General features: G+C 36.3%; 18 protein-coding genes. All 18 read right to left on the bottom strand.

Translation table 11 applies throughout. From position 1 onward, the window contains the following. On the bottom strand, positions 1 to 547 hold a 547-nt coding region (gene lgt, locus PHP31_09165; GenBank protein ID MDD3739446.1), incomplete at its 3' end, for a prolipoprotein diacylglyceryl transferase. A gap of 23 nt (positions 548 to 570) precedes the next feature. Then, positions 571 to 1,671, bottom strand: a complete 1,101-nt coding sequence (locus tag PHP31_09160) for a glycosyltransferase (protein MDD3739445.1) — start codon at positions 1,669 to 1,671, stop codon at positions 571 to 573. Between the two features lie 12 nt (positions 1,672 to 1,683). Continuing rightward, complete coding sequence (locus PHP31_09155; protein ID MDD3739444.1) at positions 1,684 to 2,649, bottom strand: peptidoglycan DD-metalloendopeptidase family protein; 966 nt, start codon at positions 2,647 to 2,649, stop codon at positions 1,684 to 1,686. 39 nt (positions 2,650 to 2,688) lie between these two features. Further along, complete coding sequence (gene ung / locus PHP31_09150) at positions 2,689 to 3,363, bottom strand: uracil-DNA glycosylase (GenBank protein MDD3739443.1); 675 nt, start codon at positions 3,361 to 3,363, stop codon at positions 2,689 to 2,691. 78 nt (positions 3,364 to 3,441) lie between these two features. Then, entirely contained in the window at positions 3,442 to 4,731 is a 1,290-nt protein-coding gene (gene eno / locus PHP31_09145) for a phosphopyruvate hydratase (GenBank protein MDD3739442.1), read from the bottom strand. A 94-nt stretch (positions 4,732 to 4,825) separates the two neighbouring features. Beyond that, complete coding sequence (rplQ, locus tag PHP31_09140; GenBank protein MDD3739441.1) at positions 4,826 to 5,452, bottom strand: 50S ribosomal protein L17; 627 nt, start codon at positions 5,450 to 5,452, stop codon at positions 4,826 to 4,828. 6 nt (positions 5,453 to 5,458) lie between these two features. Next, positions 5,459 to 6,448, bottom strand: a complete 990-nt coding sequence (locus PHP31_09135; GenBank protein ID MDD3739440.1) for a DNA-directed RNA polymerase subunit alpha — start codon at positions 6,446 to 6,448, stop codon at positions 5,459 to 5,461. 33 nt (positions 6,449 to 6,481) lie between these two features. Next, positions 6,482 to 7,087, bottom strand: coding sequence for a 30S ribosomal protein S4 (rpsD, locus tag PHP31_09130; protein MDD3739439.1), 606 nt, complete (start codon positions 7,085 to 7,087; stop codon positions 6,482 to 6,484). Between the two features lie 36 nt (positions 7,088 to 7,123). Further along, entirely contained in the window at positions 7,124 to 7,513 is a 390-nt protein-coding gene (gene rpsK, locus PHP31_09125; GenBank protein MDD3739438.1) for a 30S ribosomal protein S11, read from the bottom strand. Between the two features lie 24 nt (positions 7,514 to 7,537). Next, positions 7,538 to 7,915, bottom strand: a complete 378-nt coding sequence (gene rpsM / locus PHP31_09120; protein ID MDD3739437.1) for a 30S ribosomal protein S13 — start codon at positions 7,913 to 7,915, stop codon at positions 7,538 to 7,540. Between the two features lie 23 nt (positions 7,916 to 7,938). After that, a complete protein-coding gene (gene ykgO / locus PHP31_09115; GenBank protein MDD3739436.1) occupies positions 7,939 to 8,055 on the bottom strand; it encodes a type B 50S ribosomal protein L36 in 117 nt (38 codons plus the stop codon). A 14-nt stretch (positions 8,056 to 8,069) separates the two neighbouring features. After that, positions 8,070 to 8,288 carry a translation initiation factor IF-1 gene (gene infA, locus PHP31_09110; GenBank protein MDD3739435.1) on the bottom strand — a complete coding sequence of 73 codons (219 nt, stop codon included), beginning with the start codon at positions 8,286 to 8,288 and terminating at the stop codon, positions 8,070 to 8,072. Further along, positions 8,281 to 9,090 carry a type I methionyl aminopeptidase gene (gene map / locus PHP31_09105; GenBank protein ID MDD3739434.1) on the bottom strand — a complete coding sequence of 270 codons (810 nt, stop codon included), beginning with the start codon at positions 9,088 to 9,090 and terminating at the stop codon, positions 8,281 to 8,283. Before map ends, infA begins: the two co-directional genes overlap by 8 nt. A 10-nt stretch (positions 9,091 to 9,100) precedes the next feature. After that, positions 9,101 to 10,456: a preprotein translocase subunit SecY gene (gene secY, locus PHP31_09100; GenBank protein MDD3739433.1), complete on the bottom strand. Its 1,356-nt coding sequence runs from the start codon at positions 10,454 to 10,456 to the stop codon at positions 9,101 to 9,103. Positions 10,457 to 10,460: 4 nt separating this feature from the next. Beyond that, positions 10,461 to 10,907 carry a 50S ribosomal protein L15 gene (gene rplO, locus PHP31_09095; protein ID MDD3739432.1) on the bottom strand — a complete coding sequence of 149 codons (447 nt, stop codon included), beginning with the start codon at positions 10,905 to 10,907 and terminating at the stop codon, positions 10,461 to 10,463. Positions 10,908 to 10,938: 31 nt separating this feature from the next. Then, on the bottom strand, positions 10,939 to 11,118 hold the full coding sequence (rpmD, locus tag PHP31_09090; protein MDD3739431.1) for a 50S ribosomal protein L30: 180 nt from the start codon (positions 11,116 to 11,118) through the stop codon (positions 10,939 to 10,941). Positions 11,119 to 11,138: 20 nt separating this feature from the next. Continuing rightward, positions 11,139 to 11,660 (bottom strand): 30S ribosomal protein S5, encoded by a 522-nt coding sequence (gene rpsE, locus PHP31_09085; GenBank protein MDD3739430.1) that lies wholly within the window; start codon positions 11,658 to 11,660, stop codon positions 11,139 to 11,141. 9 nt (positions 11,661 to 11,669) lie between these two features. Next, positions 11,670 to 12,012, bottom strand: a 343-nt coding sequence (gene rplR, locus PHP31_09080; protein ID MDD3739429.1) for a 50S ribosomal protein L18, incomplete at its 5' end; no start/stop codon positions are given.

Raw genomic sequence — 12,012 nt, 5'->3', positions numbered from 1 at the left:
AATAGCTCAATGCCTCGTATATTTGGGTCGGATGTCGAGGAACGGTTTGTCCATCACGCACAAAAACAACGCCCCAGGGCAATGATGTGATATTGCCGTATATTTCGCTGTTGAAAAAATTTCCCATGCGAATAAAAAATCCTCCCAAAGCAACAACAATAACCAATCTGTCTAAAGTCCACATAAAACCTAATTTGGTTTTCTTGTAGTAAATCCAAACGGCTATTATCATTGCAATGGCGGCGCCATGACTTGCCAAGCCCCCACGCCAAACTTTAAGTATTTCTAAAGGATTTTGTAAATAATATTCGGGTTCGTAAAACAAGACATGCCCTAATCTGGCACCAATAATTGTTGCCACAAAAATATATATTGCCAACTTGTCTAAGAGTTGCTCGGAAAGTTTTTCTTTTTTGTATATTTTTAAAAGTATTATGTATCCGAAAACAAAAGTTAATACAAACATCAAACTGTACCATCTGAGTTGGTAATTGCCTATTGTGAGGATTGCCGGATTGCAGTTCCAATAAATGCTAAGTAAGTTCATAATTTTCTTGTAAAAGTAATAATTTAGGGTAATAATTTATCTATATCCAAACAAAATGTTTGATACAAACCGCTCCCAACTCCCGAGTATTTCTTGGCTATACTAATATCTTGAGGCAAGAAAATATCTTCCTGATAAACCGAATGTGCTTGTTTTGTTTCATCTAATATTTTAGCCAAATATTCTTGTTCTGTTTGCCCTCGTGTTGGAATAACAATAGCTTTTGACTTAAACACAGCCAAATCCATCAATGATGAATAACCCGACCTGCATATAATAACCTCAGCATTTTTAATGCTTGTATATAGTTGTTCGTTTGAAGCATTTGAAAACACAGTAACATTATCGGATAGCTTAAACACCTCTTCTTTTTCGGGTTTCCCGTTAAATACCTGAACTTTGTACGGAAGTTTGACCAATTGCTCCAACAAAATTTTTTCCAAAATAGTACGTTGCGGTTCGCTTCCCGAAATTATAGCTACAATTTGAGCTTTCTCGAGATTTGTGTCAATATCGCTTTCGTCAATAGTACTGAAACGAGACAACAGACCTATATATTCGTAATTTTTTTCTGCGTATTTGCTATGCGAAAGTACGCCACTTAAGTTTACATCATCTCCAAAGTCGGGTACCCACACTTGGTCAAATTTTTTTAGCATCACTCTGATGATAATCTGCAAAGGTTTTTCAAACAATTTGAATATACCATGTAAATAGACTTTCAGCTGATGCGTTATTATTATTGAGTTAGCACCTTTACAAAACAACCCGTATCTATTATCTGATATTATATAATCGAAATTGTATTTCTTTTGAATATCAATAAGTAAAAAATGTTCTTTGTAAATACATTTCAAGAATGCAGGCATTTGCCAAACTATTTTATAAAAAACCGAGCCTTTCTTAGAGTATTTAGGCGAGAACCCAGGCAACTCCAAAACGGATAATTGTGGAAATTGTTTAGAAAGATACTGTAACGACCTACCACTGCCGGCTATAGTAACATCAAAACCTGACGATAATAATTTATGCACTATGGGAACGCAACGTGTAGCATGTCCCAAGCCCCAATCTAACGGGCTTATCAGAACTTTTTTCCTTTCTATTTTTTCTTCCCCAAACACATCTAAAAATTTCTATTCGTACAGTTTTAAATAAGTGCCTGCTCTGATTATCTTGTTTTTACTAATTCCGTTAAGCTTACATAATTCACTTATAGGCACATTATGCTTTCTTGAAATAATTGATAAATTATCTCCTTTTTTAACTTTATAATATTGGTATTCGGGATTGTTTTTATTTTTTTCGACTACGAGAGCGTATTCTTCCATCATTGAGTTGACATCGGGTGCCTTCTCTATGTATTTTGGAACATAATCTTTTGTTTTTCTGAAAGTCATATTGGTTATTAGAAGTGTATCGACTAATATTGTATTATTTTCAAAGTCGAAAATTTGTCGGGGGTTAAAAGGTTTGCCCTGGAATCTAGTTTCAAAATGCAAGTGATTGCAGGTTGAACGACCTGTACTTCCTCCCAAACCTATAACATCGCCAGCCCTAACAGCCTGATTAACACCTACTTCTATTTTTGACAAATGAGCATATAAGGTTTCAATACCATTAAAATGTCTGACAACCACACAGTTGCCATAACCGCCATTATATTTTGCAAGTCTGACAACACCATCGAAAGCAACTTTAACCGAATCGCCTTTGTTCAACCTAATGTCAACACCAGCGTGTAAGCGTCTGCCGCGATATCCGAAAGGAGACAAGAAATCTCCATGGTTAGGCACATGATAATTCTTTGAAAAATGGTTGAATATAGGCAAAAGGACTATACTATCGGTTTTGGGATAAGTTTGAACATGCCTGGTAACGTAGAGTGTATCCCATGTATCGTAATACTTGGTAACAGGCGAATAGGTGAAAATATCTGGTAAATGATTAATCTGGTCAATTGGTGCTAAGACAGCCTCATATAATTCTTCGCTATTCATACCTCCTGCCGGCTCGGAGAATAACTGTTGCGATAAGACGTGATTTACGCTCAACAAGAGGCAAATTATCAAACTTATAAAAATGTTTCTCTCAATTATCATTTGTTTTTTTCTAATAACGTTAGCTATAAGGAAAATATTTTATGTCCAATTAATTGTTTCGTAGCCGTTAGTTTTGAGTATCTCCTGAGTTTTTGAAAAATGCTTACAGCCGAAAAATCCCCTACTTGCCGATAAAGGCGATGGATGAGCTGCTTTTAGTATATAGTGTTTTGATGTATCGATCAAATTTTGTTTTTCCTGTGCGTAATTTCCCCACAGCATAAAAACAACTCCCGAAAGTTTTTCGGAAATTGCTTTGATAGCAGCATTGGTAAAGTTTTCCCAACCTTTGCCCTGATGACTTCCGGCACAGTTTTCTCTGACCGTGAGTATTGCATTAAGCAATAATACTCCTTGGCGAGCCCAACGAGTAAGATTCCCAGAACTGCTAATAGGGATATTCAGGTCGTCGTTGAGTTCTTTATAAATATTCCGCAACGATGGTGGAATAGTAACTCCATCGGGTACTGAAAAACATAAGCCATGCGCCTGCCCCATTCCATGATAAGGGTCTTGACCAATTATAACAACCTTTACTTGCGAAAAAGGAGTTAAATCGAATGCCGAAAATATTTTACTGCCTTTTGGAAACACATTGTATTTCTGTTTTTCGGAAACAAGAAATTCTTTTAGCTCAATAAAATACCGGCTGTTGAACTCGTTTTCGAGCACAGCGTACCATTCGGGATTAATTTTTGGTTTTATAACTGTCATAAATATCCGACAAAGGTATAAAAAATAACTCATCACCAAACAATTTTGATGATGAGTTATAAAAAATGTGATATGAAATTATTTTAAAAACCTAAAATCTTTTCCTAAATATTTAGCTGTGTTACCCAAGCCTTCTTCAATTCTTAACAATTGATTGTATTTAGCAATTCTATCTGTTCTACATGCCGAACCTGTTTTAATAAGTCCGGTATTTAGAGCAACTGCCAAATCTGCAATTGTAGTATCTTCGGTTTCGCCCGAACGGTGGCTCATAACAGCGGTATAGCCATTTCTGTACGCTAAATTAACTGCATTTATTGTTTCGGTAAGCGTTCCTATTTGGTTAACTTTAATTAGAATTGAATTGGCAACACCTTTATCAATACCTTGCTGTAAACGATTAACGTTGGTAACGAACAAATCGTCGCCTACAAGTTGGACTTTATCTCCGATTTTATCGGTAATAAATTTCCATCCGTCCCAATCGTCTTCCGCCATACCGTCTTCTATAGAAATAATCGGATATCTTTTAGTCCAATCAGCCCAATAATCAGCCATTTGCATTGGCGTTAGTTTTTCGCCGCTTGATTTGAACAAGTGATATACATTTTCTTCTTTGATGAAATATTCGCTTGAAGCTGGGTCTAGAGCGATGAAAATATCTTCACCTGGTCTGTATCCTGCTTTTTCAATAGCTTCTATAATCACTTTAAGAGCTTCTTCATTAGATTTAAGGTTAGGTGCAAAACCGCCTTCATCTCCAACGTTGGTAGAATATCCACCTTTTTTCAAAACCGATTTAAGGTTATGGAAAACTTCGGTGCCCATTTGTAAAGCTGTTCTGAAATTAGGTGCACCTGTAGGCATAATCATAAACTCTTGGAAGTCGATGCTATTATCGGCGTGAGAACCTCCGTTAAGAATGTTCATCATTGGAATTGGAAGTGTATTGGCATTAACACCGCCTACATAACGATACAAAAATTGTTGACTTTCTTGTGCGGCTGCATTAGCAACAGCAAGAGAAACTCCCAAAATTGCATTGGCTCCCATGTTTGATTTATTGGGTGTACCGTCAATTTCTATCATTTTAGCATCTATTTCGTTTTGTTCGGAAACATAATATCCTCTTAGCTCTTCGGCTAAAACTTTATTAACGTTTTGAACTGCTTTAAGGACTCCTTTGCCCATGTAGTTTTTTGGGTCTCCGTCGCGAAGCTCGCAAGCCTCATGTGCTCCTGTTGATGCTCCACTTGGAACTGCAGCACGTCCTAAAAATCCTGCTGATGTATAAACATCAACTTCTACTGTTGGATTACCACGCGAATCTAAAATTTGGCGTGCAATAATGTTTGCAATTTGACTCATAATTATATTTTTATTAGGTTAATAAACAAAAAAAGGATAAAGGTTAAAACAATAACACTTTATCCATAATCTACTTCATATTAATCAGTGTATATTATTCAGTTTTAACTTCTGTTTCAGCTTCAGGTTTTGTGTCGGTGTTATCGTCGCTTGAAGGTTCTTCAGCTACTTCACTTTCGGCTACAACTTCCTCTACTTCTTCGGTTTTAGCTTCAACTTCACTTACAGGTTCTTCAACTGTTTCTACAGTTTCCGGTTCCGGCGTTTGAGTTGTTGGAGCAGTAGGAGCTGCTGAAGCTCCTCTAGACCTTCTACCTCTACGTGTTGCTTTTTTAGCTGTAGTAGTTTCGGCAGTATAAAATTCGTTAAAATCTACCAATTCGATAATACACATATCGGCATTATCGCCTAGCCTGCTACCTGTTTTTAAAATTCTGGTATAACCGCCCGGGCGTTCTGCCACTTTTGGCGCAACTGTTCTAAATAATTCGGCAACTGCAACTTTATCTCTAAGTTTGCTAAAAACAACTCGGCGTGAATGTGTAGAATCGGTTTTAGATTTGGTTATCAATGGTTCAACATATTCGCGTAATACTTTGGCTTTTGCTACGGTTGTACTAATACTCTTATGCATTATAAGCGAGCAAGCCATATTTGATAGCATTGCCTTTCTGTGTGCAGCTGTTCTACTTAAATTGTTATTTGATTTTGCGTGTCTCATTTTTCACTATTCTTTATCTAATTTATACTTGGAAACATTCATCCCAAAATCCAGACCTTTCGATTTAACAAGCTCTTCAAGTTCGGATAGTGATTTTTTTCCAAAATTTCTTATTTTTAACAAGTCGTGTTTCTGGTAAGTAACTAGTTCTCCTAATGTATCAACATCTGCAGCTTTAAGGCAGTTGAGCGATCTAACCGAAAGGTTAAGGTCGGTAAGTTTTGTTTTAAGCAACTGGCGAAGGTGCAGGGCTGTTTCATCAAGGTCATCATTTACTATTTTTGTTTCTTCTTCGATGGTTATTTTCTCATCGCTAAACAGCATGAAATGATGAATTAATATTTTTGCGGCTTCAGTCAGAGCATCTTTTGGGGTAATAGAACCGTCTGTTTTAATATCTAAGATAAGTTTTTCGTAGTCGGTTTTTTGTTCAACTCTATAGTTATCGTCTACTGTGTATTTAACATTAACAATAGGCGTGTGGATAGAGTCAATAAAAATGGTTCCCATAAAGGCGTCTTCTTTTTTATTATCTTCAGCCGTAACATATCCGCGTCCTTTTTCTATAGTAATTTCAACGTTTAACTTAACGTTTTTCTCCATATTGCAGATAACAACTTCAGGATTTAAAACTTGAAAATTTGAAGTATTGCTTGCAATATCGGCTGCTGTAAAAGTTTCTTTGCCTGAAACAGATATATTAACTTTTTCATCACCTTCTAACTGACGACGAAAACGAATTTTTTTAAGGTTAAGAATGATATCGGTAACATCTTCAACAACCCCTTTTATGGAAGAAAACTCGTGATCAACACCTTCGATACGAACGGCAGTAATAGCATAGCCTTCGAGTGACGACAACAGTATTCTGCGCAAGGCATTACCAATTGTTAACCCAAATCCTTTTTCTAAAGGACGAAATTCAAAAACGCCTTGAAAGTCGTCGCTTTCTATCATTATAACTTTATCCGGTTTTTGGAAAGATAATATTGCCATAATAAATTTATTTTTAATTGTAATTTTAGGATTTTATTTAGAGTACAACTCAACAATAAGTTGTTCTTTAATTGTTTCGGGTATTTCTTCTCTTTCAGGATAATTCATAAATTTACCCGACATTAAAGTTTCATCCCACTCGAGCCACGAATATTTGTTTGTACGTCCTGCCAATGAGTTTTGAATAACTTCGAGAGATTTTGAACGTTCTCTAACAGCTACTATGTCGCCTTTTGCGAGTTCGTACGAAGGTACGTTAACAACCTTTCCATTAACTGTAATATGACGATGCGTAACCAACTGACGAGCAGCATTACGAGTAGGTGCTATGCCCAAACGAAATACTACGTTATCCAAACGTGATTCAATAAGTTGCAATAAAACAACACCGGTAACACCCTTAGCTCTGTTGGCTTTGCTGAAAATTTTACGGAATTGTTTTTCCAAAATTCCATAGGTATATTTTGCTTTTTGTTTTTCAAAAAGCTGCATTCCGTACTCCGATTGTTTGTTACGTCTTTTGCTTTGTCCGTGTTGTCCTGGAGGATAGTTCTTTTTTTTAAAAACTTTATCCGGTCCGAATATTGGTTCACGAAACTTTCTTGCTATTTTCGATTTAGGTCCTGTATATCTTGCCATAATTCTTTAATTCAATAATTATTTTTCTTGTTAATACTAAACGCGTCTTCTTTTAGGTGGACGGCATCCATTGTGAGGTAAAGGTGTGATGTCCATAATTTCGGTAACTTCGATACCTGCTGTATGAATTGTTCTGATAGCCGATTCGCGACCTGAACCTGGACCTTTAACAAATACTTTAACCTTTCTTAATCCTAAGTCGTAGGCTACTTTTGAACACTCTTGTGCTGCCATTTGTGCTGCATAAGGTGTGTTTTTCTTTGAACCTCTAAAACCCATTTTGCCGGCTGAAGCCCACGATATAACCTGTCCGCTATTATTAGTAAGTGATATAATAATATTGTTAAAAGAGGCTGTAACATACGCTCTACCGGTAGGTTCTACTTTAACTACTCTTCTCTTAGTTGATTTAGTACTTTTTGCCATTATATATTAATTTCTATTTAAAGTTTATTTGGTTACTTTCTTTTTATTGGCAACGGTTTTCTTTCTACCTTTACGAGTGCGTGCATTGTTTTTAGTGCTCTGACCTCTAAGTGGTAGTCCGATACGATGACGAATTCCGCGATAGCATCCAATATCCATTAAACGTTTTATATTAAGTTGTGTTTCGGAACGTAAAGCTCCTTCAACTTTATATTTATCGTTAATTATTGTTCGGATAGCATTTTGCTCATCATCATTCCAATCCTGAACTTTTTTATTACGGTCGATGGATGCTTCGTCTAAAATTGACTGTGCCGAAGACAAACCTATGCCGTAAATGTAAGTTAAAGCGATTTCTCCTCGCTTATTTTTGGGTAAATCTATACCTGCTATACGTGCCATATATATTTATTGTTTTTTAATTATTATCCTTGACGTTGTTTGAATTTAGGGTTCTTTTTGTTTATAACATATATGCGACCTTTACGACGTACAATTTTGCAGTCGTCTGAACGCTTTTTTACTGATGCTCTAACTTTCATTGTCTTATGTTTTTTTATTTATATCTAAATGTTATTCTTCCTTTTGATAAATCGTATGGCGACATTTCAACTTTTACTTTATCGCCTACAAGTATTTTAATATAGTGCATACGCATCTTTCCGGAAATATGAGCAGTTATTACGTGTTCATTTTCCAATTCGACTCGGAACATGGCGTTACCTAACGATTCAACCACAACTCCATCTTGTTCTATTACCATTTGTTTAGCCATTGTCAATAGTTTTAATTATATATATATTTTCATTTTCTACTTCTTGAATAGGTGTAAAATCGGAAAGAATGCTTGTTCCTTCTTTTTTTACAGCTATGGCGTGTTCAAAATGAGCCGAAAAACTACCATCATTTGTTCTTATCGTCCAACCATCTTCACTATCGATGTTTATTCTACTTGTTCCTAAGGTTATCATAGGCTCGATACATATAACCAAACCGTCGTATAGTTTGGCTCCTGTACCTCGTCTTCCGTAATTAGGCACTTCGGGTTTTTCGTGCATATTTTTTCCTATTCCGTGTCCCACCAAATCACGCACAATTCCGTAATTAAACGGCGACAAATAACTTTGAATGCTGTAACCAATATCTCCGACTCTGTTGCCATACTTAGCGCTTTCAATTCCTACATACAAAGAATTGTAAGTGCGCTGTAACAGTTTTCTGACTTCATCGGAAACAGGTTCAACACCAAAACTAAATGCCGAATCCCCATAATAGCCATCAATAATTGTACCACAATCTATTGAGACTAAGTCTCCTTCTTTTATTACCGATTTTCCGGGTATTCCGTGAACGACCACATCGTTGATAGAAATACACAGTGTGCCTGGAAATCCTCTATAACCTTTAAATCCGGGCAAAGCACTATTGTCGAGAATATACGTTTCGGCAATTTTATCTAACTCTATAGTAGTAACACCAGGTTTGATGTGCTTTGCTACTTCGGCTATCGTTTTACCAACAAGTATAGAACTTTTTTTTAATTTTTCAATTTCACTATTTGTCTTACCTCTAAGCATCATAAATAATTTACATTCCTCCTCCGGTACGACCTTTAATGCGTCCTGATTTGGTTAAACCTTCATAATGTCTCATTAGTAAGTGACTTTCTATTTGCTGTAAGGTATCTAAAACAACACCTACCAAAATTAACAGTGATGTTCCACCGTAGAATTGTGCAAACTGAGAACTAATACCAACTTGAGCAACCAAAGCCGGCATTATAGCTACTAAAGCCAAAAATATAGATCCGGGTAGTGTAATTTTTGACATTACCGAATCAATAAAGTCTGCAGTTTTTCTACCTGGTTTAACACCTGGAATAAAACCATTGTTCTTTTTCAAATCTTCTGCCATTTGGTTTGGGTTTACGGTTATTGCAGTATAGAAATACGTAAAAGCAATAATCATTAGGGCGTAAACAAAATTGTACCAAAAGCCGTTGATGTTAGTAAATGCTCTGGCAAAACCGCTCAATCCTTCTAAGTTAGAAAAACCAACAATAGTCATGGGTAAAAACATAATGGCTTGTGCAAAAATGATAGGCATTACTCCTGCTGCATTAACTTTTAGAGGAATATACTGACGCACACCGCCATATTGTTTGTTGCCAACTACTCTCTTGGCGTACTGTACAGGTATTCTGCGTGTACCTTGAACTAACAAAATACATAGTAATATTACTGCCAAAAGAACTATAATTTCTATCAAAAAGAAAATTAAACCACCGCTTTGTTCTTCAACTCTGGATACAAATTCGCTGAATAAAGCAAATGGCAATCGAGCGATAATACCAACCATGATGATTAACGATATTCCGTTTCCAAGACCTTTATCTGTAATTCTTTCGCCCAACCACATAACAAATAGCGTTCCTGCTATTAAAATTACAACGGAGGTTATCCAGAAGAATAAAGGTGGCGATGATATGTTAACATCGAAAGGATAAATACCTTGTGGCGGTATTTGAGCAGAAAGGTTGGCAATATAACCAGGAGCTTGCAAAGCCGTGATAACAACGGTAAGGTAACGTGTTATTTGGTTTATTTTCTTTCTACCACTTTCGCCTTCTTTTTGAAGTTTTTGAAAATACGGTATAGCCATTCCTAAAAGCTGTATCACAATGGATGCAGAGATATAAGGCATAATACCAAGAGCAAATACAGAAGCATTGCCAAAAGCACCTCCCGAAAACAAGTTAAGAAGTCCTAACAAACCTTCGGATGATTGGTTTTTTAAAGCAATTAACTGTTGAGGGTCGACTCCGGGAATAGTAATATGCGAACCTAATCTGTAAATCAGAACAAGTCCTAGCGTATAAAGTATTCTTTTACGGAGTTCCTCAATTTTCCAAATATTTTTTAATGTCTGAATGAAGCGTTTCATTTATTCAGATTTTAATGATTGTTCCACCTTGTGATTCTATTTCTTGCTTAGCTTTTTCGGAAAAAGCGTGAGCTGTAACATTAAGTTTAGCAGTTAAACTGCCTCTACCTAAAATTTTAAGCAAAGCATTTTTTGCTAGTAAACCGTGTTGATGTAAAACTTCGGGAGTTATATCGGTTACCTTAATGTCGTCGTATAATTTTTGAAGTGTATCAATGTTGATACCGTTATACTCAACTCTGTTGATGTTTTTAAATCCTGATTTAGGTACTCTTCTGTAAAGAGGCATTTGACCTCCTTCGTGTCCAACTTTTCGGCTATATCCCGATCTAGATTTAGCACCTTTATGACCGCGTGTAGATGTACCGCCACGACCTGATCCTTCGCCACGTCCTATACGCTTTCTGCTCTTTGTTGAGCCCTGTGCAGGTTGTAAATTTGACAAATCCATAGTTATATCTTTGCTTATATTGTTTTATAAATTATATTTCTTCAACTTTAAGTAAGTGGCTAATAGAATTAACCATTCCTAATATTTGTGGTGTAGCTTCGTGCTCTACAGGGTTGTGCATTTTTCTGATACCCAAAGCTTTAAGCGTTCGTTTTTGTCTTTCCGGTTGCTTAATACCACTTTTTATTTGCGTTATTCTAATTTTTTTCATTTCGATGTTTTTTGTATAAATTAACCATTAAACACTTTATCCATAGAAATACCTCTAAGTTTGGCTACGGCATGAGCATCTTTTAAGTTAAGAAGAGCAACCATAGTAGCTTTAACAACGCTATTTGGGTTAGAAGAACCTTTGGACTTAGCAAGCACGTCGGTAATTCCAACGGTTTCGAGTACGGCACGCATTGCACCACCTGCTATAACTCCTGTACCAGCAGCAGCCGGTTTTATTAAAACTAAAGCTCCTCCAAATTTACCTTCTTGTTCGTGAGGTATGGTTCCGTTGTGGACTGGTATTGCATACAAGTTTTTCTTTGCATCTTCAACACCTTTTAAAATGGCAGCTTGAACTTCTTTTGCCTTACCTAAACCGCAGCCTACTACTCCATTTTCGTTTCCAACAACAACAATAGCCGAAAAGCTAAATGTTCTACCACCTTTGGTAACCTTGGTAACTCTTTTTATTGATACTAGCCTATCTTTTAGCTCTATATCACTTGCTTTTACTTTTTTAAATTGTCTATTATAAATCATAGTTGTTTCTTAGAATTTAATTCCACCTTCCCTAGCTGCATCGGCTAAGGCTTTAATACGACCGTGATATAAATATCCGTTACGGTCAAAAACTACAGTATCTATTCCTGCCTCTTTTGCTTTTTCGGCTATTAATTTACCTACAAGCTTTGCTTTTTCGGTTTTTGTAATTTTTTGAGCATCTATATCTTCATGACGCGCCGATGCTGATAATAATGTTGTACCGGTTCTATCGTCGATAAGCTGAACGTAAATGTCTTTGTTACTTCTAAAAACCGACATTCTTGGACGTTGGTTAGTACCTGATATTTTTTTACGTACGCGTAGTTTAATCTTGTTGCGTCTATATTCT

The organism is Lentimicrobiaceae bacterium (genome assembly GCA_028697555.1).
Taxonomy (GTDB): Bacteria; Bacteroidota; Bacteroidia; order Bacteroidales; family UBA4417; genus UBA4417.
Note: the sequence above shows the minus strand (reverse complement) of the source record. Positions and strands in the feature narration are given on the sequence as shown.